The organism is Micromonospora sp. ATA51, from assembly GCF_016802855.1.
Lineage (GTDB): Bacteria > Actinomycetota > Actinomycetes > Mycobacteriales > Micromonosporaceae > Micromonospora > Micromonospora sicca.
The window spans coordinates 1-21,600 of record NZ_JAEVHJ010000049.1 but is presented as its reverse complement, the minus strand read 5'-3'; the positions used below and the strand labels follow the sequence as shown (position 1 = coordinate 21,600).

General features: G+C 72.4%; 17 protein-coding genes and 3 pseudogenes. 5 read left to right on the top strand and 15 right to left on the bottom strand.

Going from position 1 to position 21,600, the window contains the following annotated elements; translation table 11 throughout:
* The first annotated feature begins 6 nt into the window (after nucleotides 1-6).
* The gene (locus tag JNW87_RS11135) at nucleotides 7-810 is read left to right on the top strand and encodes an endonuclease/exonuclease/phosphatase family protein (protein WP_238453618.1); all 804 of its coding nucleotides are present in this window, start codon (nucleotides 7-9) and stop codon (nucleotides 808-810) included.
* Between the two features lie 99 nt (nucleotides 811-909).
* On the opposite strand, the gene JNW87_RS11130 is transcribed toward JNW87_RS11135, so the two are convergent.
* From JNW87_RS11130 to JNW87_RS11085, 10 genes and pseudogenes are all read right to left on the bottom strand, one after another.
* Nucleotides 910-1,569 (bottom strand): GAP family protein, encoded by a 660-nt coding sequence (locus tag JNW87_RS11130; protein WP_236647816.1) that lies wholly within the window; start codon nucleotides 1,567-1,569, stop codon nucleotides 910-912.
* Nucleotides 1,570-1,723: 154 nt separating this feature from the next.
* Nucleotides 1,724-2,395: an alpha/beta fold hydrolase gene (locus JNW87_RS11125; RefSeq protein WP_238453617.1), complete on the bottom strand. Its 672-nt coding sequence runs from the start codon at nucleotides 2,393-2,395 to the stop codon at nucleotides 1,724-1,726.
* Entirely contained in the window at nucleotides 2,338-2,616 is a 279-nt protein-coding gene (locus tag JNW87_RS11120; protein WP_238453616.1) for a hypothetical protein, read from the bottom strand. Before JNW87_RS11120 ends, JNW87_RS11125 begins: the two co-directional genes overlap by 58 nt.
* Nucleotides 2,613-3,575: a TIGR03557 family F420-dependent LLM class oxidoreductase gene (locus tag JNW87_RS11115; protein ID WP_238453615.1), complete on the bottom strand. Its 963-nt coding sequence runs from the start codon at nucleotides 3,573-3,575 to the stop codon at nucleotides 2,613-2,615. The genes JNW87_RS11120 and JNW87_RS11115 overlap by 4 nt, the downstream gene beginning before the upstream one ends.
* 219 nt (nucleotides 3,576-3,794) lie before the next feature.
* Nucleotides 3,795-5,062 (bottom strand): annotated as a pseudogene (locus JNW87_RS11110) (RNA polymerase sigma factor).
* Between the two features lie 21 nt (nucleotides 5,063-5,083).
* Nucleotides 5,084-5,476, bottom strand: a complete 393-nt coding sequence (locus JNW87_RS11105) for a YciI family protein (RefSeq protein WP_201749642.1) — start codon at nucleotides 5,474-5,476, stop codon at nucleotides 5,084-5,086.
* A gap of 126 nt (nucleotides 5,477-5,602) precedes the next feature.
* On the bottom strand, nucleotides 5,603-7,816 hold the full coding sequence (locus tag JNW87_RS11100; protein ID WP_238453614.1) for an alpha-galactosidase: 2,214 nt from the start codon (nucleotides 7,814-7,816) through the stop codon (nucleotides 5,603-5,605).
* A complete protein-coding gene (locus JNW87_RS11095; RefSeq protein WP_109801817.1) occupies nucleotides 7,813-8,724 on the bottom strand; it encodes a carbohydrate ABC transporter permease in 912 nt (303 codons plus the stop codon). The genes JNW87_RS11100 and JNW87_RS11095 overlap by 4 nt, the downstream gene beginning before the upstream one ends.
* Nucleotides 8,721-9,677, bottom strand: a complete 957-nt coding sequence (locus JNW87_RS11090; protein WP_109801818.1) for a carbohydrate ABC transporter permease — start codon at nucleotides 9,675-9,677, stop codon at nucleotides 8,721-8,723. Before JNW87_RS11090 ends, JNW87_RS11095 begins: the two co-directional genes overlap by 4 nt.
* A gap of 21 nt (nucleotides 9,678-9,698) precedes the next feature.
* Nucleotides 9,699-11,030 carry an ABC transporter substrate-binding protein gene (locus JNW87_RS11085; protein WP_238453613.1) on the bottom strand — a complete coding sequence of 444 codons (1,332 nt, stop codon included), beginning with the start codon at nucleotides 11,028-11,030 and terminating at the stop codon, nucleotides 9,699-9,701.
* 279 nt (nucleotides 11,031-11,309) lie between these two features.
* On the opposite strand from JNW87_RS11085, the pseudogene JNW87_RS11080 reads away from it, so the two are divergent.
* The 3 genes and pseudogenes from JNW87_RS11080 (at nucleotide 11,310) to JNW87_RS11070 (ending at nucleotide 15,221) form a co-directional block, all read left to right on the top strand.
* Nucleotides 11,310-13,363 (top strand): annotated as a pseudogene (locus tag JNW87_RS11080) (beta-galactosidase).
* Nucleotides 13,364-13,400: 37 nt separating this feature from the next.
* Nucleotides 13,401-14,177, top strand: a complete 777-nt coding sequence (locus JNW87_RS11075) for a DeoR/GlpR family DNA-binding transcription regulator (protein ID WP_238453612.1) — start codon at nucleotides 13,401-13,403, stop codon at nucleotides 14,175-14,177.
* 96 nt (nucleotides 14,178-14,273) lie between these two features.
* On the top strand, nucleotides 14,274-15,221 hold the full coding sequence (locus tag JNW87_RS11070; RefSeq protein WP_109801822.1) for a sporulation protein: 948 nt from the start codon (nucleotides 14,274-14,276) through the stop codon (nucleotides 15,219-15,221).
* Nucleotides 15,222-15,290: 69 nt separating this feature from the next.
* Here JNW87_RS11070 and JNW87_RS11065 read toward each other — a convergent pair whose 3' ends face one another.
* The 3 genes from JNW87_RS11065 to JNW87_RS11055 all read right to left on the bottom strand — a co-directional run bounded on the left by JNW87_RS11065 (nucleotide 15,291) and on the right by JNW87_RS11055 (nucleotide 17,932).
* Entirely contained in the window at nucleotides 15,291-15,668 is a 378-nt protein-coding gene (locus JNW87_RS11065; protein WP_109801823.1) for a hypothetical protein, read from the bottom strand.
* A 171-nt stretch (nucleotides 15,669-15,839) separates the two neighbouring features.
* Nucleotides 15,840-17,216, bottom strand: coding sequence for a glycerophosphodiester phosphodiesterase family protein (locus JNW87_RS11060; protein WP_238453611.1), 1,377 nt, complete (start codon nucleotides 17,214-17,216; stop codon nucleotides 15,840-15,842).
* A complete protein-coding gene (locus JNW87_RS11055; protein WP_238453610.1) occupies nucleotides 17,207-17,932 on the bottom strand; it encodes a glycerophosphodiester phosphodiesterase family protein in 726 nt (241 codons plus the stop codon). The genes JNW87_RS11060 and JNW87_RS11055 overlap by 10 nt, the downstream gene beginning before the upstream one ends.
* Nucleotides 17,933-18,067: 135 nt before the next feature.
* Here JNW87_RS11055 and JNW87_RS11050 point away from each other — a divergent pair, with 135 nt between their 5' ends.
* Nucleotides 18,068-18,490 carry a hypothetical protein gene (locus JNW87_RS11050; RefSeq protein WP_109801831.1) on the top strand — a complete coding sequence of 141 codons (423 nt, stop codon included), beginning with the start codon at nucleotides 18,068-18,070 and terminating at the stop codon, nucleotides 18,488-18,490.
* Between the two features lie 104 nt (nucleotides 18,491-18,594).
* Here the strand turns inward: JNW87_RS11050 and JNW87_RS11045 are convergent.
* A pseudogene (locus JNW87_RS11045) lies at nucleotides 18,595-20,812 on the bottom strand (HelD family protein).
* A 235-nt stretch (nucleotides 20,813-21,047) separates the two neighbouring features.
* On the bottom strand, nucleotides 21,048-21,353 hold the full coding sequence (locus JNW87_RS11040) for a hypothetical protein (protein WP_161557823.1): 306 nt from the start codon (nucleotides 21,351-21,353) through the stop codon (nucleotides 21,048-21,050).
* Nucleotides 21,354-21,600 lie beyond the last annotated feature (247 nt).

Sequence of the window (21,600 nt, the reverse complement as noted above, 5' to 3'; positions counted from 1 at the left end):
GCGCCCATGCTGCGGGTGATGACCTGGAACATCCGGACCGGCGGCCGGGACCGCGGCGGGGACGACCGACTGGACCGGATCGTCGCGGTCGTCACCGCGCAGCGGCCCGACGTGCTGGCCCTTCAGGAGCTGCGCGACTTCGACCGGGGTGGGCTGCTGGCCGACGTGGCGGACCGGCTGGGCATGGCGCCCCACCTGGCCCGCTCATGTCTCGGGCAGCCGGTCGCGGTGCTGGTCCGCCCGCCGCTGCGGGTGCTGACGTCGGGCCGGGTCCGCCGGCCGTTCCACCACGCAGCCGCGAAGGCCGTGGTCGCCACCGTGGCCGGACCGTTGACCGTGGTCAGCACCCACCTCGACCCGTACTCCGGTGGGCGGCGGCGGATGGAGGCCGACTGGCTGGCGGCGGCGGTGCGGCGTGCCGACGGCCCGTTCACCCTGGTCGCGGGCGACCTGAACACCCTCGACCCGACCGTCGACCACACCGAGCGGCTCGCCGGCCTGCCCGACCGCTACCGCCGTCGGCATCTGCGCCGCGACGGCCGTACCGTCGACACCCGCGCGGTGTCCCGACTGCTCGCGGCCGGCCTGGTCGACCTCTGGCCGCACGTCGGCGGCGCGGAGCCGGACGGGCAGACCGTGCCGACCCGGCACGGCGGGGCCGAGTTCGCCGCGATGCGCCTGGACTATCTGCTCGCCACCCCGGCGGTGGCCGCGCTGACCCGCCAGGTCCGGGTGGTCCGCGACGGGGAGACCGATCGGGCCTCCGACCACTACCCGGTGGTCGCCGAGCTGGAGCTGGCGCCCGGCTGAGCGGGATGGCGGCCGTTGCCCCGACCGACGACGGTGCTCGACCCGGTCCGGCTCACCTCTTGCGAGGCGCTGACCGCCGTCGGCTTCCGGCGGGGGTGGTCACCTCGCCAGGTCCGCGGTCACGATCGCGACGAAGACCAGCGTGACGAGTCCGCTGACCACCCAGGAGTGTGCGTTCGCCCAGTCGCGCACCCTCGGCAGGGCCGCCCTCGCGCGGTGGCCGAGGAGCAGCAGCGCCAGCAGGGGCAGGGCCAGCAGGAGCAGGGTCAGCACCAGAAAGGGGAGCAGGTGCCACCAGGGCCGGTCGTGCCCGGCCAGGCTGCCCGCGACGGAGGCCATGATGACCTCGTTGCTCGGGGTCGCGGCGAGGAGCAGGAGACCCAGCCCGAACGCGAACCGCGGCCCCGGGTCCTCCAGCTTTGTCATCCACGCCGGCGTCTGGTCACGATGCCGGCGGAGGAAGACGATCACCAGCAGCACCAGCAGCAGTGCCAGGACGATCCAGTCGACGAGGCGCCGGCCGCTGCCCTCCTGGTCGCCGCCGACGCTGCGCTTCACCCGGCGGAAGACGACGTACCAGACGGTCAGCGCGACGAGGAGGCTCAGCGCCGCCCCCGACAGGTACGCCACCGAGCTGCGGCGCGGTTGCCGGCCGGCGGCCAGGAAAACGGCGCTGATCAGTTGGGGTCCGGCGACCATGACCAGCGCCAACGGCAGGACGGTCAGCAGGTTCATCCGGGTCGTCGCCTCCTCACCCACGCTGGGTCCCGGCCGGGGCGGGGCCGTGGTTCAGAGCAGCAGGTTGAGCAGGACGGTCAGCACGACCGAGGCGACGATCGAGAAGAGGATCATCAGGAGGCAGCCGAGGCCGCCGCCCAGGGGACGGATCTCCGTGTTGCCGATACGCATGGACTCAGCCTCCCGGTGCGGGCGTCAGCAGGGCGCGGATCGCGTCGGCGACCTGCGCCGGGGCGGTGGTGGCGACGTTGTGCGCGGCGGCCGGCACGGTGACCGTACGGGCGGCGGGGACGAGCCGGGCGACCTGCCGCCGCCAGGCCGGCGGGACGACCGGATCCCGGTCGCCGAACACCACCAGGGTGGGGGCGGTGACCTGGACCAGGTCCGCCTCGATCGCGTTGCGCACCGAGTGGGTCAGGGAGGCGTACACCCGCCACGGGCGGGCGTCCCGGACGTCCCGGAGCAGGATCGGGGCCTGCAACGGGGCCTCCCGCAGGGTGTCCACCAGCCACCGGCCGAACTGCCCGAGCCGGGACCGGGCCGCCGGATCGCTGGTCGGGCCGGCCAGCACCAGGGCGTGGACCAGGTCGGGCCGGTCGGCGGCGAGCCGGGCGGCGACCTCGGCCCCGAAGGAGTGCCCGAGCAGGCAGACCGGGCCCAGCCGGTACGCGGCGAGCCAGGCGGCCAGGTGCGCGGCGTGCCGGGACACGTCGTACGCCGTGCCGGGGCGCTCGGTCAGCCCGAAGCCGGGCAGGTCCGGGACGTACACCGGATGGGTGGCCGACAGGGTCAGCGCCAGCGGGGTGAGGTAGCGGTGCGAGACGGCGAGGCCGTGCACCAGCACCACGGGCGGCACGCCGGCGCCCGGGTCGGCGACCGCCGGGTGTGCGTCCGCAGGCCGTCGACGAGCCGGAACTCGCTGGTCAGGCCGGCGGCGGGCCGGGGCGCCGCCAGCGCGAGCCGCAGCTCGGCCACGCCGAACCGCCCCGGCGCGGACACCGCCCCGAAGCCCGCCGCCCCGAAGCCTGCCGCCCCGGTGCCCGCCGGCCCGGATCGCGTCAGGCTCACAGCTCGCGCAGTCGCGGCAGCAGCTGCTCCTGCGCCCAGTCCAGGAACATCGGCTGGGTGTCGCCGCCCACCTGCACGATCGCCACGTGGGTGAAGCCAGCGTCGACGAACTTCTTGAACGCCGCGACGTGCTTGTCCAGGTCCGGGCCGCAGGGGATGCCCTCGGCGACGTCCTCCTCGCGGACGAACTGGGTGGCGGCGGCGAACGACTCGGGGCCGGGCAGGTCGGCGTTGACCTTCCAGCCCATGCCGAACCAGCGGAACTGGTCGTGCACGAGCTTGCGGCATTCGGCCTCGTCCGGGCCGTAGCAGATCGCCACCTGGCCGTAGCGGGGCTGGCCGGCGCCGCCCGCGTCGTCGTACATCTGGATGAGGTGCGGGTCGGGCTCGGTGGCGACGAGGCCGTTGCCGTACTCGGCGGCGAGGGTGGCGGACTGCCGGCCGGAGGCGGCGACGGCCATCGGCACCGGGCGGTCCGGCCGGTCCCAGAGGTACGCGTCGGGGACGTCGAAGTGGTTGCCGGAGAAGGTCAGCGTCTCGCCGTTGAGCAGGGGCCGGATGATCTGCAGGGCCTCCTCGAACATCTCGTGCCGCTGCTGCACGTGCGGCCACCCGCCGATCACGTGCTCGTTGAGGTTCTCCCCGGCGCCGAGGCCGAGGGTGAACCGGCCGTCGGAGAGCACACCGACGGTGCTCGCCTTTTGCGCGACCACGGCGGGGTGGTAGCGGCGGATCGGGCAGGTCACGAAGGACATCAGCTCGGCCCGGTTGGTGGCGTGCGCGACGGCCCCGAGCACCGACCAGGCGTACGGGGAGTGGCCCTGGGAGTCCAGCCACGGGTAGTAGTGGTCGGACATCACGAGCTGGTCGAAGCCGGCCGCCTCGGCGCGTACCGCGTGGTCGACCATCTGCTTCGGGCCGATCTGCTCGCACATCAGGGTGTAACCGACCTTGACCATGGTGTGGCCCTCCTTCCGGGCGGATCGTCACCGGATACCCCGCCGGCGGGCGGTCAACCCTGGCGTCCGCTTGCCCGGCCGGACGTCTTACCGCACGGCCGATGCTGCCTACAGTCCCGCCTTGACCGGTTCAGACGGAGCGGCGCAACATCGTGTGGTGGGGATGATCGCCCGTGTGGCGGCCCGCGATGTCCTTCGAGGAGCGCCGGTCGACCCGCGTCAGGGCAGCTGTCCGGCCGGCGGCTCACCGTCGGTCGTCCCGCACGCCAGGCGGGCGGCCCGCATCGTCAGGTAGCGCTGCTCGGGCAGGCTCGTGGTCCGCGCGGCCGCGGCCCGGTAGTGGGCCGTCGCCCGGCGCGGGTCGCCGGCCATCTCGTGCAGGTGGGCTCGGGCCGCGTCGAGCCGGTGGTGCCCGGCCAGCCGGGGGTCGGCGTCCAGCGCGTCGAGGGCGGCCAGCCCGGCGGCGGGGCCGTGCACCATCGCGGTCGCGACCGCCCGGTTGAGCGAGACCACCGGGTTGGCGGAGATGCGCTCCAGCACCTGGTAGAGGGCGAGGATCTGCGCCCAGTCGGTCGCCGCGGCGGTGGGCGCCTCGTCGTGCAGCGCGGCGATGGCGGCCTGGAGCTGGTACGGCCCGACCGGTCCGTGCGCCATCGCCCGGCTGACCAGCGCGGTGCCCTCGGCGATCGCGGCCGGGTCCCACCGGTTGCGGTCCTGGTCGGCGAGGGAGATCAGCTCGCCGGACGGGCCGGTCCGGGCCGCGGCCCGAGCGTCGGTGAGCAGCATCAGCGCGAGCAGCCCGGCCACCTCGCTGTCGTCGGGCAGCAGCGCGTGCACACCTCGGGTCAGCCGGATCGCCTCCTCGGACAGGTCCACCCGCCGCAGGTCCGCACCGCCGCTGGCGGTGTGCCCCTCCGTGAAGATCAGGTAGAGCACGTGCAGCACCGTCGCGAGCCGGTCCTGCCGCTCACCCTCGTCCGGCATCCGGAAGGGCAGTCCCGAGGCGCGGATGACCTGCTTGGCACGGCTGACGCGCTGCGCCATGGTGGCCTCGGGGACGAGGAAGGCGCGGGCGATCTCGGCGGTGCTGAGCCCGCCCACCGCCCGCAGGGTCAGCGCGATCGCCGACGCGTCGACAGCGACGGGTGGCAGCAGAGGAAGAGCAGGACCAGGGTGTCGTCCCGGTCCGCGATGAGCGGCTCGTCCGCGGCCGGCGCGGTCCGCCGGTCGTCGCCCTCCCGCCGGGCGGCGCGGTCCTCCCGGTCGCGCCGGGCCGCCTCGGCCCGGACCAGCTCGATCATGCGGCGGTACGCGACCTGGACGAGCCAGCCGCGCGGATTGTCCGGCAGCCCGTCGACCGGCCACTGCGTCGCCGCGGCGAGCAGCGCCTCCTGCACCGCGTCCTCGGCGGTGGCGAAGTCACCGAACCGTCGGGTGAGCACGCCGAGGACCTGCGGCGCCAGCTCGCGCAGCAGGTCCTCGACGATTGGTTCCGGCGTGTCCAGGCGTCAGATCTCCTGCGGTGGCGCCGACATGACCGGGTGCACCTCGATCGGCATGTTCAGCGGCCGGCCGCCCGGACCGGGCGCGGTGGAGATGTGCGCGGCGATCTCGACCGCCCGCTCCGGGGTCTCGCAGTCGACGATCCACCAGCCGGCGAGGAACTCCTTGGTCTCCGCGAACGGGCCCTCGGTCACCACCGGCGCGCCGCCGGCGCCGGCCCGGACGATCCGCGCCTGCTGCGGCCCGCCCAGGCCCTCTCCCTGGACCCACTCGCCGTCGGCGGTGAGCTTCGCGTTGACCTCGTGCATGAACCCGATGTGCGCCTGGATCTCCTCCGGCGTCCAGGTGTCGATCGACGGGAAGTCGGTCCCGGCGGCGCTGAACTGCATCAGCAGCATGTACTTCACGGTTCGCTCCTCACGCCTGTGCACCGATTCTCGGTGCTTCCACCCTCCGGTAGAAGCTGCCACCCCGGTTCTCGACATCCGTCGGCGAAGATTCCGAAAATCTTCGTCGGGAACCCCTCACTCGACCGCCCTGGCCTCCAGCAGCAGCGCCTGCTCCGGATGCAGGGCGGGCAGCTGAAGCCCCACGGAACCCAGCACCGACCCGCTCAGCGTCACCCCGTCGTCGGAGGCGAGCCACCCCGGCGGGCTGAGCTGCAACAGCGCCGGTTCCGGCACCCCGGCCGGCGGGCGGACCAGATAGCGGCGGGACGGGTCCAGGCCCGGCAGGCGCACCATCCCCGGCACCTGCGCCACGGAGGTGGTGAGCCGGGAGACCGCGTACACCGCGTGGGAGCGGTCGTGCGCGACCACGCCGTGCGCCTGGACGGCCGGGTCGGGGTGGTCGACCCGGACCACCCGGCCGCCGTGCAGCAGCGGGCGGAGCCGCTTGTGCAGCGCCACCCAGGCGGCGAGTTCCGCCCGCTCGGTCGCGGTGATCCCGCTGATGTCCCACTCGATGCCGTGGTGGCCGAAGAGCGCGGTGACCGCCCGGAAGCCCAGCTCGTGCACCCGGTGGGTGGTGTGCGAACGCTGCGGTCCGATGTGGGTGCCGATCAGCTCGGGCGGGAGCAGCAGGCCGGTCCAGCGCTGGATGGCCAGCCGTTCCAGGGCGTCGTTGCAGTCGCTGGCCCACACCCGGTCGGTGCGGCGCAGGATCTCCAGGTCGACCCGGGCGCCGCCGGAGGAGCAGCTCTCGATCTCCACGCCCGGGTGCCGGGCGCGCAGCTCGTCCAGCAACCGGTAGACCGCCAGGGTTTGCGCGTGCACCCCGGGCCGGCCGGCGTGCCCGGCCTCGGTGAGGTCCCGGTTGTGGTCCCACTTCAGGTAGGCGATCCCATCGTGCTCGCGGAGCACCGCGTCCAACCGGGACAGCAGGTGGGCGTACGCGTCGGGGTGGGCCAGGTCGAGCACCTGCTGGTGGCGCCACTCCGGCGGCAGCCGCCCGGGCACCTGGAGCAGCCAGTCCGGGTGGGCGCGGAACAGGTCGGAGTCGGGGTTGACCATCTCCGGCTCGACCCAGAGCCCGAACTGCATCCCGTGCTTGCGGACGTGGTCGATGAGCGGTTGCAGGCCGTCCGGCCAGACGTCGTCGTCGACCCACCAGTCGCCCAGGCCGGCCCGGTCGTGCCGGCGGCCCCGGAACCAGCCGTCGTCGAGGACGAAGCGTTCCACGCCCACCTCGGCGGCCCGGTCGGCGAGGTCCTTGAGCCGGTCCAGGTCGTGGTCGAAGTAGACCGCCTCCCAGACGTTGAGGGTGACCGGCCGGGGGGAGCGCGGGTGCTCGGGACGGGCGCGCAGGTGGGCGTGCAGCACGTCGCTGAGCCCGTCCAGCCCGGTGGTCGAGTGGACGGCGTAGAGCAGGGGAGTGGCGTACTCCTCGCCGGCGGCGAGCACGATCTCGCCGGGGGCGAGCAGTTCCCCACCGCCCAGCGTGGACTCGCCGGTGGGGCGGCGTTCGGCGACGGTGACGTGGTCGCCGCTCCACGCGGTGTGCACCGCCCACATCTCGCCGTGGCCGAAGCCGAAGCCGGCCGTGCCGGCGACCAGCAGCAGCGTCGCGTCGTGCCCGGTCCGCCCGTGCCGGCCCTCCCGCACCCAGGCGCCCATCGGCCACGGGTGCCGCTGCGGCGCGCGTTCCCGGCACCAGCGGCCGGTCAGGTCGAGCAGTTCGGTGGCGACCGCCGGCACCGGCAGCACCGGGGTCAGCTCGCGCACCTCGTAGGGGGCGTCGCCGTCGTTGCGCAGCCGGTGCCGGACCGTCAGCAGGCCGTGCGGGTCCAGGCTGATCTCGATGGCCAGCGACAGCGTCGCGCCCGGGTCCGAGGCCCGCACGGTCACCCGCGCGGCGCCGGGCCCGTCGTGCGCACCGTCCTTCCCCGGTACGCCCACCGCGCCGCCGCCCCGCGCCACGCGGCTCGGGTCCGGGCCGGGGTCGGCCACGTCGAGCCGGTCGAGGCGGAAGGCTGTCGACCAGTCCCGGCCGTTCCGGTGGCCGGCGAGACCCGGTCGCCCGCTCCAGCCGGCGCTCGCCTCGGGCAGCAGGGACAGCACGGTGGGCGCGTCGAAGCTGCTCGGTACGACCGGGGGGATGGTGGCGTCGACCAGCGCCGCCAGGTCGTCGTCGTGGAGCGGGCCCAGGTCGGCGCCCCAGTGCACGACCCGGGGCAGGCCGGGGCCGCGCGCGTCGAGCACCAGGCTGGTCCGCGCGCGGCGCAGGTGGACGATGGTCATCCCTTGCTGGCTCCCAGAGTGAGGCCCCGGACGAACTGCTTCTGCAACAGGAAGAAGATCACCAGGGTGGGGACGGCGACCAGCACCGAGCCGGCCGAGACGAGGTTGTTGTCGGTGAAGAACTCGCCGCGCAGGTTGTTCAGCGAGCTGGTCACCGGGAACTTGTCCCCGCTACGCATCAGCACGGTGGCCCAGAAGAACTCGTTGTAGATCCAGGTCACCTCCAGGGTGGCGAGCGCGGCCAGGGCCGGCCGGCACAGCGGCATCGTGACCTGCCAGTACTGCCGCCAGACGCTCGCCCCGTCGACCATCGCCGCCTCGTACAGCTCGTGCGGCAGGGCCTTCATGTAGTTGCTCAGCACGAAGACGCAGAAGCCGCACTGGAACGCGACGTTGACCAGGATCAGCCCCCAGTAGCTGTCGTACAGCAGTTCCGAGTCGCTCATGAACTCCGGCAGCGGCACCTCGGTGAAGAGCCGGAACAGCGGGATCAGCAGGGCCTGCTGCGGCAGCAGGTTCGCCGCGGTGAAGAGGCCGAGCAGGACGATGTTGATCTTCCAGCTGAACCGGGCGATCACGAACGCCACGCAGGAGGCCAGGAAGAGGGTCAGCAGCACGGCCGGGACGGTGATGTAGACCGAGTTGAGGAAGTGCTTGCCGAACTCGGCGGTCTGCCAGGCGGTCACGTAGTTGTCGAGGGTCCAACCGCCGAACGAGACGTACCCGTGGCTGGCGGTGTACTGGTACGAGCGCAGCGAGGTCAGCACCGCCCAGAGGATCGGGAAGAGCCAGCCGACGGCGACCGCGGCCAGGAAGAGGTGCAGGACCACCCGGGCGGGCCGCAGCGGCCGGCGGCGGGGCGCCGAGGCGGTGGCCGCGGGCTCACGGGTCAGGGTCGCGGTGCTCATCGCCGGTCCTCCCTCATCACGGTGGCCAGATAGAGGGTGATGAAGACCAGGGAGACCACCAGCATGATGGTCGCCAGCGCGGAGCCGAAGCCGATCCGGCTGGCCTCGCCCACCACGTTGGAGGTGACCAGCGCGGAGATCAGCTCGAGCCCGTTGCGACCCTTGTTGATGACCCAGACCAGGTCGAACGCGCGCAGCGACTCGATCACCGTCACCACCAGCACGATGATGTTGATCGGCCGCATCACCGGGAAGACCACCCGGAAGAAGGTGCTCGCCTCCGAGGAGCCGTCCACCGCTGCGGCCTCCCGCAGCGACGGGTCGACGCCCTTCAGGCCGGCCAGGTAGAGAAGCATGATGTAGCCGACGTGCCGCCAGCCGGCGGCGACGAGCACCGCCCAGATGTTGACGTTCGAATCGCCGTACCAGTCGGTGCTCGTGCCCAGGACGGCGTTGAGCAGACCCTGGTCACGGCTGTAGATGAGCTGCCAGACGAACCCGATCAGGGCCAGCGAGAGCACCACCGGCAGGTAGAGCGCGGTCTGGTAGAACCGGCTCCCGCGCAGCTCCTTGTCCAGCAGCACGGCGAGGAACATGCCGAACGGCGTCGCCACCACGAAGAGCGCGGCCAGCCAGAGCAGGTTGTTCTGCACCGCGGGCACGAACGGCGGGTAGATGTTCACCACGTCGTCGTAGTTCTTCAGCCCGACCCAGTCGATCTCGCTCACCGGCCCGATGCCGTCCCAGTTAGTGCCGGAGAGCAGCACGGTGGCCAGGGCCGGCAGCCAGACCAGAGCGATGACGAGCAGCAGGGGTACGAGCACCATCAGCGTGATCACCACGCGGTCGGTGCGGGACAGGAGCCGTAGCCGGCGGCCACGACCACCCGTGGAGGTGGTCGCGGCCGGCGGCGGCACGGCGCGATCCGCTTGGATCAGGGGCAGGTCGGACACGATGTCCTCCCCCTCTCGCCGTCAGCTGGTGAAGATCGACTTCTTCTGGTTCTCGACGCTGGTCAGCAGTCCGCCGATGTCCTTCGGGTTCTTGATGAACTGCTGCAACGCCGGGATGATCACGGTCGAGGCGAAGTCCGGCCGGGTGTCCCGGTCGAGGAACTGCGCGATCTCGGTGGCCGAGCCGACCAGTTCCGCGGCCTTCTTCTTCAGTGCGGTGTAGCCGCTGGTGTCCGCGCCGGTGTTGGCCACCAGGGTGCCGGGGTCGTTCTTCACGGTGATGTTCGCGGCGTCGACGCCGCCGATGTACTCGAGCAGCTTCTTGGCGTTCGCCTCGGACTTCGGCTTGCGGGCCATCATGTAGCCGTCGATCGGCGCGTCCAGGGCCTTGGCCCCGATGGTCGAGTCGACCTCGGGGAAGGTGAAGAAGTCGATGTCGTCCTGCTCGTCGTTGTTGAACTGCTGGGCGACGAAGAGACCGAGCAGGTACATGCCGCTCTTCTTCTGCTGCAACGACTGGGCGGCCTCCTGCCAGGTCCGGCCCAGGGCGTCCGGCTGGTGCAGCGGCAGCAGCCCGGCCCAGGTGTCGAAGACCTTCTTCACCTTGTCGGAGGTCCACGCCTCCTTGCCGGCCATCAGGTCGACGTGGAACTGGTAGCCGTTGATCCGCAGGTTGAGGATGTCGAAGGTGCCCATCGCCGGCCAGCCGTCCTTGTCGGCGAAGGCGATCGGGTTGAGGCCGTCCTTCTTCATCTGCGCGCCGAGCGTGTTCAGGTCGTCGAGGGTCTTCGGCACCTGGTAGCCGTGCTGCTGCCAGACGGACTTGCGGTAGAAGACCGCCCACGGGTAGTACGACATGGGCACGAAGTACTGCTTGCCGTCGTCACCGGTCGAGGCCTTCTTGAAGGCGTCGGAGTAGCCGGAGAGCTTGCCCCAGACGTCGCTGACGTCGCCGGCCAGGCCCTTGGCGGCGAAGAACCGCATCCGGTAGCCGGCGAACCAGGTGAACACGTCGTCCGGCTTGCCCTGCAGGTAGTTGTTGATGTTCTCCTGGAACGTGTTGTGGTCGACGGTGTTGACCGCGACCTGGATCCCGGACGAGCTCTGGAAGCCCGCCGTCACCTTGGCGAGGACGTCCTTCGGCGTCGGGTCCGAAGCGTTCGAGCCGAGCGAGACCGTCTTCGAGCCCGCGCCGGAGTCGGAGTCGGAGCCGCCGCAGCCGGCGAGCAGTCCCGTGCCGAGCAGCGCGCCGGTGCCGGCCGCGCCGGTCAGCAGCGAGCGGCGGTTCAGGCCGGCGACGGACGGGGGTACGAGTCGGGCGAGGTACTCGGCTTGCGATCTGGGACGGGACATTGTGCCTCCTGCGTGGAAGAGGTGCGCTGCGCCCAAGGGCCGTGAGTGGTGGCGGGGATCGGTGTTCGCGCGGGCCAGGATAGATCCACCGTGAATCCACATGTCCGAACACAAACAGCCGGTGGCTCGTCAAGCTACCCCTCCGTGCGACGCTGTCAAGAGGGTCGACGGGCACTGATAACCCAGTCGTGACACGGCCGAGACAAGGTAAACGTTGGAAAATCCGTCGATGTTGGAAAGTGTTGACTTGGGTGTCGTCGAGGTGCACGCTCTGCTCTCATGCGGAGCTGGCACGGCGACGGAATCTGGTACGGCGCGGACTACAACCCGGAGCAGTGGCCCGAGCAGACCTGGCTCGAGGACGTCGCGCTGATGCGCCGGGCCGGGGTCAACCTGGTCTCGGTCGGCATCTTCTCCTGGGCCTTGCTGGAGCCCGCCCCCGGCGAGTTCGACTTCGGCTGGCTGGACCGGGCCCTCGACGTGCTGCACGACGGGGGGATCCGGGTGGACCTGGCCACCGCCACCGCCAGCCCGCCGCCGTGGCTGGCCCACCGGCACCCGGAGACGCTGCCCCGCCGGGCCGACGGGGCGATTCTCTGGCCGGGCGGCCGGCAGGCCTACTGCCCCAGCTCGCCGGTCTTCCGCGAGCGGTCGCTCGCCCTGGTCGAGGCGGTCGCCGGCCGGTACGCCGCGCACCCGGCGGTGGTGATGTGGCACGTCTCCAACGAGCTGGGCTGCCACAACGTGCACTGCTACTGCGACGTCAGCGCCGAGGCGTTCCGCCGCTGGCTGCGCGACCGCTACGGCGACCTGGCCTCGCTCAACGCCGCCTGGGGCACCGCCTTCTGGAGCCAGCGCTACCACGACTGGGCCGAGATCAACCCGCCGCGCACCGCGCCCACCTTCGCCAACCCCACCCAGCAGCTGGACTTCCTGCGCTTCTCCTCCGACGAGCAGCGGGCCCAGCTTCGCGCCGAGCGGGAGCTGCTCACCCGGCTGGCCCCGCAGCCGGTCACCACCAACTTCATGATCGGCACCGGCGTCAAGTACCTGGACTACCACTCCTGGGCCGCCGACGTGGACGTGGTCGCCAACGACCACTACCTCGTCGCCGCCGACCCGCAGCCGCAGGTCAACCTCGCGCTCGCCGCCGACCACACCCGCGGCGTCGCCGGCGGCGACCCGTGGCTGCTGATGGAGCACTCCACCAGCGCGGTCAACTGGCAGCCGCGCAACGTGGCGAAGACCCCCGGTCAGTTGCGCCGCAACAGCCTCGCGCACGTGGCGCGCGGCGCCGACGGGGTGCTCTTCTTCCAGTGGCGGGCCTCCCGCGCCGGCGCCGAGAAGTTCCACTCGGCGCTGGTGCCGCACGCCGGCCCGGAGACCAAGGTGTTCCGCGAGGTCTGCCAGCTCGGCGCCGACCTGAAGGCGCTCGCCGAGATACGCGGCAGCCGGGTCGACGCGACGTGGCGATCCTGTTCGACTACGAGGCCTGGTGGGGCGCGGAACTCGACTCGCACCCGAGCGTCGACGTCACCTACGTAGACCGGCTCGCCGCCCTGCACGGCGCGCTCTGGCGGGCCGGGGTCACCGCCGACGTGGTGCACCCGTCGGCCGACCTGTCCCGCTACCGGCTGGTCCTGGCGCCCACCCTGTACCTGGTCCGCGATGCCGACGCCGAGGCGCTGCGCCGGTACGTCGAGGCCGGCGGGACCGCGCTGGTCACCTACTTCAGCGGCATCGTCGACGAGCACGACCACATCCGGCTCGGCGGCTACCCCGGCGCGTTCCGGGAACTGCTCGGCCTCCGCACCGAGGAGTTCTTCCCGCTGCGCGAGGGCGAGCAGGTGACCCTCGACGACGGCGCCACCGCCGACGTGTGGACCGAGTGGCTGCACCCGGAGGGGGCGGAGGTGCTCGCCTCGTACACCGACGGGCCGCTGCCCGGCGTGGCCGCGCTGACCCGGCACACCGTCGGCGCCGGCGCCGCCTGGTACGTCGGCACCCGGCTCGACGAGGCGGCCACCGACCGTCTCGTGGCCCGGCTGCTCGCCGAGTCCGGCGCCCGCCCGCCGGTGGCCGCGCCGCCCGGCGTCGAGGTGGTCCGCCGCCGCGGCGCCGACCGGAGCTGGCTGTTCGTCATCAACCACACCGACGCCGACGCCCGGCTCGCGGCGACCGGGACCGAGCTGCTCGGCGGCGCCCGCTGCGACGGCGAGTTGGTCGTACCGGCCGGCGAGGTGGCCGTGCTGCGCGAGGAGACCGGCACCGGGTCCGCGGCCGGGGTCCAGACGGCGGAGACGCCGGTGGACCGGGCCGCGGACGCGGCGTGAGCCCGGCTACCGTTCCCGTGCGCCAGAAGGAGGTCAGATGCTCGCCCAGCAACGGCAGAGCGCCATCCTGGAGCTGATCCGCCAGCGCGGCGGCGTCCGGGTCAGCCACCTGGTCAGCCGCTTCGGGGTGTCCGACATGACGATCCGGCGGGACCTGGAGGTGCTCGCCGAGCGGGGGCTGGTCGACAAGGTCCACGGCGGGGCGACCCTGGCCGGTCCGGGTTCCGCCGAGGAACCCGGCTTCGCCGCGAAGTCGATCCGCCAGCAGGCCGAGAAGCAGGCCATTGCCGACCGGGCCGCTGCCATGGTCGAGCCGGGCATGGCGATCGCGCTGTCCGCCGGCACCACCACCGCCGCCCTCGCCGCGAAGCTGGCCGACGTCCGCGGGCTGACCGTGGTGACCAACTCGATCCCGGTCGCCGACGCGCTCTACCAGAACCCGCGCGCCGACCAGACCGTGGTGCTGACCGGCGGCATCCGTACCCCGTCGGACGCGCTGACCGGGCCGGTGGCCGAGGCGGCGATCGCCGCCCTCAACGTCGACCTGCTCTTCCTCGGCGTGCACGGGATGAGCCCACGGACGGGATTCACCACCCCAAACCTGCTGGAGGCGGCGGTCAACCGCCGGCTGATCAGCTCCGCCCGCCGGCTGGTGGTGCTCGCCGACCACACCAAGTGGGAGACCATCGGCATCGCCACCATCGCCCCGCTGGAGGACGCCGACGTGTTGGTCACCGATGCGAAGCTGCCCCCGGAGGGGCGCCGCCAGATCGGCGAGCAGGTCGGCGAGCTGATCGTCGTCGACGCCGCCTGACCGCGTTCACAGGCACTTCACAGGGGCTCGCGTTAGGGTGCCCTGAGCAATGGCTCCGACGTTCCACGGTGGAACGCCGTTCCGCGGGAGTGATCGATGGTCTTCAAGAAGATGTTGAGCGCGTTCGGCGTGGGCGGCCCCAGCGTCGACACCGTGCTGACCAACCCGAACACCCGACCCGGGCTCACCCTCGACGGGCACGTCAACCTCGTCGGCGGGGACGCGCCGGCCAGCATCGAGCAGATCACCGTCGGCCTGGTCACCCGGGTCGAGATCGAGGGCGGCGACTCCGAGTACGCCGGCATCATGGAGTTCCACCGGATGGCGGTGAGCGGGCCGCTGGAGCTGGCCCCGAAGCAGCAGCTCGCCATCCCGTTCCAGCTGCCGGTGCCGTGGGAGACTCCGGTCACCGACGTGTACGGCCAGCGCCTGCACGGCATGACGATGGGGCTGCGTACCGAGCTGGCGGTGGCCCGCGCGGTGGACAAGAGCGATCTGGACCATGTGGCGGTGCACCCGCTGCCGATCCATGAGCGGATCCTCGACGCCTTCCAGGCGCTCGGTTTCCGCTTCAAGCACGCCGACCTGGAACGCGGCCACATCCGCGGTGTGCAGCAGACGCTGCCGTTCTACCAGGAGATCGAGTTCTTCGCCGCGCCGCAGTACGCCCGGACCGTCACCGAGGTCGAGCTGACCTTCGTGACCAGCCAGCGGGGCGTCGAGGTGATTCTGGAGTGCGACAAGCGCGGCGGCTTCCTCAGCGCCGGCCACGACGTGGTCGGCCGGTACGCCGTCCCGCACACCGACGCCGACCGGACCGACTGGGTCCAAGTGGTCGACGGCTGGCTGCGCGAGACCACCTCCCGCTACGGCAACCTGCGCGCCCAGGGCTTCGGCGCGTCCCACGGCCACGGCCGGGGTCACGGGATGGGCGGGCTGGTCGCGGGCACCGCGCTCGGCGTGGCCGGCGGCCTGGTCGCCGGTGAGCTGATCGGGGACGCCTTCGAGGGCGACTTCGGTGACTTCGGCGGGGATTTCGAATAGGACGACCGACGACGGTGGCCCCGGGGCTTGTCCCGGGGCGCCGTCGTACACAGATGTTGATCTCGTCGGTCAGTGTCGGGCCTTGCGCTCCTCGCCGCTGCGGAAGTTGCTGCCGGCCTTGGCCAGACCGCGGCTACCCAGGTAGCCGATGGTCAGCAGGGTGATGAAGAACCACGCCTGCGGGGCACGGAAGATGTCCACCCCGACCGAGTTCTTGCCGACCAGATAGGACGCCACCAGCACAGCCGCGACGGATGCCAGGTAGACCCAGAATTCGGTCGTCGCGAACGACGGCTTGGTCTCGGTGCCCGGTGCCCCCATCGGCTGCCGGTGTCCGTCCTGCGCCATCGGCATCGGACGGGTCGGCGCCTCCTGCATGGCGCCGCGGTTCTGCGCTTCCTGCACCGGCCGGTTCATCGGCCTGGTGGATGCAGCCTGCGTGCTCATCTGGTCCTCCTCAGGATGCGATGAGTCGTTCCCTGCACTCCCTCGCCCCGCTACCGCGTTTCGGCCACGGCACGGTTCGCGTTCATGGCGCGGGCACCGCCCGTCTACCCGTCGCTCCGGCGAGGTAACACCGACCCGTGGTCGAATGCCGCCCCGCCGGGGGCCGTCCGCTCAGCGCAGGCCGTTGCGGATGGCGACCGAGATCAGCAGCTCCGGGTCGTCGGTGATGATCCCGTCCACGCCGAGGTCGATGACCCGCTGCATCACCGCCGCGTCGTCGACGGTGTACGGCACCACGGTCAGCCCGTACCGACCCTGAAGGGCGCGGACGTCCGGTCCGTGGAAGTATGCCGGGTTCTGCCGCAGGTACCAGTCGGCCGACGGCACCGTGCCCTGCGCCGGGTCGTGCACCTGCCAGTTCGCCGACACCGTGGTCGCGCCCGACCGCCGGACCAGCTCGCCCAGGTCCTGGTGCTGCCACCAGTCCAGGCCCGCGGTCCACGGGCTCTTGACCGACGGGTCGTCGTAGACCGCGCGCAGCGAGCACTCGTCGGCGAGGCCGGCGCACTCGGCCGGGCCGTACTGCCAGACCAGGGCGACCGTGTCGATGCGCGGGTTCAGCCGGTGGGCGTACCGGATGGTGCGCCAGTCGAAGGACTGGATGGTGGCGCGCCGGGTGAAGCCCGCCGCCTCGATCGCGTCGACCAGCTTGCGGGTGAAGCTCGGGTACGGCTCGGTGTCCGCCACCAACGGGCTGAGCTTCGTCTCGATGTTCATCCGTACGTCGTCCCGCCCGCTCGCCCGTACCAGCGCGAAGACCTCGTCGAGGGTGGGGATCCGGGCGCCCGGCACGGCCACCTGGGCGGGGAACTCGGCCAGCGTCTTCGACCCGCAGTCGATCGTCTTGATCTGGGAAAGGGTCAGCTCGTGCACCAGCTTGCCCACGTACGGGTACTTCGGGTCACCGGCTCGCACGGGGGCGGTGTCGACGCAGTGCGAGCCGTTGATCGTCCGGTCGTGCAGCACCACCAGGTGCCCGTCGGCGGTCACCCCGGTGTCGAGTTCCAGCGTCGAGATGGCCCGGTTCTCCAGCGCGTGCGCGAACGCGGGCAGGGTGTTCTCCGGCCGGGTGGACCGGCCGCCGCGGTGGGCCTGGATGTCGAACGGCGACGCGTACGCCTTCGGCAGTCGGTAGCCGCGCGCGGCGAGCAGGTCGCGCAGCCGGTCGGGGTAGTCGGTGATGAGGCCGTCCACGCCGTCGTCGATCAGCTTCGCCATGGTCGGCACGTCGTCCACCGTCCACGGGATCACCTTGATCCCGTTGCGGTGCGCGTGCGCCACCATCTCCTTCGTCACGTACGGGCGGTAGCCGGGGTCGGTCACCTTGCCGTCCTGGGGGAAGCCGTGCACCGGGGAGAACGCGGACGCGCCGAAGCTGCGGATCGCCGCGATCGGGTCGCCGCCGAAGTCGTCGATGTCCAGCCCGCCGAGCCACGGCGAGGCGCCGGGCTCACCGACCTGGAGGAAGTCGTAGTTGGTCAGGGCCACCAGGGGCAGCCGGGGCTCGACCTGCGCATCCGGATCAACGCGCCCCAGTCGAAGCTCTGGATGGTGACCTGCTTGAGCAGCCCGGAGTTGCGGATCTCCCGGGCGGTGACCTGGACGAACTGCTCGCGCGGCGCGCTCTCGGTCGGCGCGCCGGCCTCCACCTTGGTCTCCACGTTGAGCTTCACGTCGTCGGCGTGGTAGCGCTTGACCAGCGCGAGGACCTCGCTCAGCAGCGGCATCCGGGCACCGGGCACGGCGAGCTGGCCGGGCTTGTCGGGCAGGGTCTTCGATCCGCAGTCCAGAGTGCGCAGCTGGGCCAGGGTGAGTGTGTTGACGTACTTGCCGACGTACGGGAACTCCGGGTCGCCCGGGGTCACCGGTGCGGTGTCGGCGCACTTGGCGCCGGTGACCTTCCGGTCGTGGGTGACCACGGCCTGCCCGTCGGAGGTGATCTGTACGTCCAGTTCGAGGGTGCTCACCCCGAGCTGGAGGGCGTTGCCGAACGAGGCGAGGGTGTTCTCCACCCGCAGCCCGAGGCCACCGCGGTGGGCCTGCAGGTCGAAGGTCCGGTCCGGCCGCGGGCTCGCCTCGGCGGGGGCCGGGAGGCCGGTGGTCACGGTCGCCGCCACCAGGGCGGCGATGGCGGTACGGCGTACGACTCGCACGCTGTCTTCCCTTCGGGGGCGGGCGGTTCCCGCCAACCCGCCGGTCAGCATGGGCAGCCGGGACGGCGGGCGGGCGAGCGGCGGGAGTCGTCCCGGTGAACCCCGGGGGACGACCCGCGTCCGGGGGTTTGCCCGGCCGGTCGACGGGCACGCAGAACGATCCGAGACAGCTGCGAGGTGGTTGACGTGCGTGAGGACGACATGCGGCAGGAAGCCGCCCGCCGGGCCGAGGAACGGGTCGCCGGGGGCGTGTACGGCGAGGGCGCGCTCGACGAGGTCACCGTGCCGCAGACCGACGTGCTGCGGGTCATCCAGGACGAGGACCCCGACGACCCGGCGCACGCCCCGGTCGACCCCACCGTGCTGCGGGACGGCGGCCCGACCCGGGGTCAGGGCGCGATCACCACGACCGGTGGCACGGCCGGCCCGGCCAGCGCCCGACGGCTGGCGCGGCAGCCGGAGCGGCACCCGGGCAAGGTCGCCCCGACCACGACCGGGGGTGCCGGGACCGGCGGGATGAGCACCCCTTCCGGCGGCTCCACCAGTGACGAATCGAGCACCGCCGCCCAGGTCGGCAACTTCACCGACGAGGGAGCCAACCCGGGCTGACCGGAGCACGTTCCGACGTGGCGGTGGTGGCCTCCCGACCGCGGGAGGCCACCACCGGATGGATCGCGCACCGACCAGGCCCGTAACGGTGCCGGGACGGGGGGTCAGGCGGCGCGGAGGATGCCCAGGCGCTGGGTGGCCCGGGTGAGCGCGACGTACAGGTCGCTGTGCCCGCGCGGCGACTCGGCCACGATCCGCTCCGGGTCCACCACCAGCACCGAGTCGAACTCCAGCCCCTTGGCCTGCCCGACGGTCAGCACCACCACCCGGTTCTCCAGCTCCGGCTGCTCGCCGACCGCGGCCTCGGGCAGGGCGGCGGTGACGGCGGCGCCCAGCTCGTCGACCCGACCGCTCGGCACGATCACGCCGAGCCGCCCGTCGTCCAGCCCGGCCGCCTCCCGCGCGGTCACCTCGACCAGTTCGGCGGCGAGCCGGTCCGCGTGGACCGTACGGTCCCACGGCGGGATGCCGCTGGCGCGGACCGAGCGGGGTGGGCGCAGCGCCGGGTCGATCTCGGCGAGCACGTCGGCGGCGACCGCCATGATCTCGGCGGGCGTGCGATAGCTGACGGTCAGCTCCTCCAGCCGCCACCGCCGCGCCACGTACGGTTCGAGCGCCTCCCGCCAGGACGGGGTGCCGGACAGGGCACCGGTCTGGGCCACGTCCGACGATCGTCATCGATCGGCTGGGGCAGCGGCGCATCAGCAGCCGCCAGGCCATCGGGGACAGCTCCTGTGCCTCGTCGACGATGACGTGCCCGAACGCCCAGCTCCGGTCGGCGGCGGCCCGCTGCGCGGTGGTCAGCCGCTCGGACTCCTCCTGCCGTTCCAGCAGCCGGTCGGCGTCGATCAGGTCGGTGACGCCGAGGATCTCGCCGCCGTCCGCCTCGTCCTCGACGTCGATGGAGCGGGAGCCGCGGGCGATCTCGAGGACGCCCTCGGCGTACTCCCGTTCCAGGGAGCGGATCCGCTCCCGGCGGGCCGCCGCGGCGCGCTCGTCCTCACCCAGCAGCTCGGCCGCCTCGTCGAGCAGCGGCACGTCGGCCGGGGTCCAGCCGCCCGGCTCCCGGTGCAGCGACGCCCGCTCCGCCTCGGTGAGCATCGGCGCGGCGGCGGCGATCCGCTCCGGCGCGGCGTACAGGTCGGCGAGCAGCCGCTGCGGAGTGAGCACCGGCCAGAGCTCGTCCAGCGCGGCCCGTACCTCCGGTTCCTCGCGCAGCTCGCGGCGGATCTCGGCCAGGTCGGCCTCGGACAGCAGGTTCTCCCCGCCCAGCGGGTCGGCGCCGATCCGCTCGGCGACCTGGGCGGCGAGCGCGTGCACGATCTCGACGTCGAAGAGCGCCCGGGCCAGGTTGTGCGGGCGGCCGGCGCGGCGGGCCCGCTCCCGTGCCGCACGGACCGTCCCGGGGTCGAGGGTGAGGATCTCCCGCTGCGGCAGTTCGATCTCCAGCGGCTCGTCGGGCACCCACTGCCGGTCCCGGACGGCGGCGGCGAGCACCTCGGTCATCTCCACGCGGCCCTTGAGCGCCGCGGTCTCCGCCGGCTCGGTCCGCCGGGCGCTCACGCCGGGGAAGAGGTCGGCCTGGGTACGCAGGAGCACGCCCGTCTCGGCCAGCGCCGGGAGCACCTGGGAGATGTAGCGCAGGAAGGTGGCGTTCGGCCCGACCAGGAGCACGCCCCGGGTGGCGAGCTGCTGCCGGTGGGTGTAGAGCAGGTACGCCGCCCGGTGCAGCGCGACCGCCGTCTTGCCGGTGCCCGGGCCGCCCTGCACCACCAGCACCCCGGGCAGGTCGGCGCGGATGATCCGGTCCTGCTCGGCCTGGATGGTCTCCACGATGTCGCGCATCCGGCCGGTCCGGCCGGCGTTGAGCGCGGCGAGCAGCGACGCCTCGCCGGTCAGCTCCTCGTGGGCGGTGGGGGAGGCGGTGGCGAGGTCGAGCACCTCGTCGTTGAGCCCGGTCACCTTCCGCTGCCGGGTGCGCAGGTGCCGCCGCCGGCGTACGCCCTGCGGGTTCGCGGCGGTGGCCAGGTAGAAGGCCCGGGCCGCGGGGGCCCGCCAGTCCATCAGCAGCGGGTCGTAGTCGCCGCCGGTGTCGAAGATGCCGATCCGGCCGATGTAGCGGGCCGCGCCGTCGTCGCCGTCGAGGCGGCCGAAGCAGAGGCCGTTCTCCACCGCCGAGAACTGCTCGACCTGGTCGGCGTACATCTGGACCGCCGAGTCGCGCTGGGAGCGGGCCTGCAACGTGCCGCCGGTGGCGCGCAGTTCCTCGGCGAGCCGGCGGGCGGCCTGGTCCCGCATGCCGTCCAGCCGGCCGTAGAGCATCGAGACGTACTCCTGCTCCCGGCCGATCTCGTCGTCCTGGTGCAGCTCACCGGTGGAGTGCGTTGACAAGCCGGCTCCTCATGGGCTAAAATCGGCACAGGAATGGCGTCTCGCGCCATTCCTTTTTGTGTTTGAACTGAGAAAGATACCGCGCGGTGAGCCGCCGGACCAAGCCTGCCCGGCCGCCCGCGCCCACGTCACACCGCCGCGCCGTCGCGTGATGCCAGTCGACCAATCACCTAGCGACGGGGGACTTCGGTGCAGTTCTTCGGCACGTCATCGCCGGCGACCGGAAGTCTCCGCAGGTGAGGAAGCGATCGTTGAACCGGCCAACGGGATAGCCGATGACCGTCACGGCGGTGACGATGACTACCACTGTGATCCTGGTTCGGCGGTCGGGCATGGTGAAGTAGTTCGGCGCGAGCAACCGCGCAACGACCCAGGCAATGACCGGCAACACAGCTGTGGTCGCGACGGTCAAGATGCGGTCCACGACGCGCGCAAGGGAACCTGACTCGCTGGCCGGAATGACAAACCGCACCAGGGTGAGCAGGAGCGCAAGCCGCGCGCCAGGGGGCCCGGACGGCATCGCCGTCCGGGCCCCCGATCCGTCAGATCAGCTTCGCGCCGCCTGATAGAGCCGCTCCGGGGTGACCAGGCCGGCCAGCACCCGGCCGTCGTCGGTGAGCAGCACGCTGAACAGCTTCCCGGTGAGCAGCCGGCCGCTGCCCCAGTCGCCGCTCACCTTCGGCACCGCCGCGAGCAGCCCCGCCGCCTGGTCCGCGCCC

Coding starts and splice junctions, on each gene's coding strand:
- JNW87_RS11135 (WP_238453618.1), top strand. CDS start 7: ATGCTGCGGGTGATGACCTGGAACATCCGGACCGGCGGCCGGGACCGC.
- JNW87_RS11105 (WP_201749642.1), bottom strand. CDS start 5,476: ATGCTGCTGATGCAGTTCAGCGCCGCCGGGACCGACTTCCCGTCGATC.
- JNW87_RS11095 (WP_109801817.1), bottom strand. CDS start 8,724: ATGAGCACCGCGACCCTGACCCGTGAGCCCGCGGCCACCGCCTCGGCG.
- JNW87_RS11075 (WP_238453612.1), top strand. CDS start 13,401: ATGCTCGCCCAGCAACGGCAGAGCGCCATCCTGGAGCTGATCCGCCAG.
- JNW87_RS11085 (WP_238453613.1), bottom strand. CDS start 11,030: ATGTCCCGTCCCAGATCGCAAGCCGAGTACCTCGCCCGACTCGTACCC.
- JNW87_RS11065 (WP_109801823.1), bottom strand. CDS start 15,668: ATGAGCACGCAGGCTGCATCCACCAGGCCGATGAACCGGCCGGTGCAG.
- JNW87_RS11100 (WP_238453614.1), bottom strand. CDS start 7,816: ATGACCATCGTCCACCTGCGCCGCGCGCGGACCAGCCTGGTGCTCGAC.
- JNW87_RS11115 (WP_238453615.1), bottom strand. CDS start 3,575: ATGGTCAAGGTCGGTTACACCCTGATGTGCGAGCAGATCGGCCCGAAG.
- JNW87_RS11055 (WP_238453610.1), bottom strand. CDS start 17,932: ATGCTGACCGGCGGGTTGGCGGGAACCGCCCGCCCCCGAAGGGAAGAC.
- JNW87_RS11070 (WP_109801822.1), top strand. CDS start 14,274: ATGGTCTTCAAGAAGATGTTGAGCGCGTTCGGCGTGGGCGGCCCCAGC.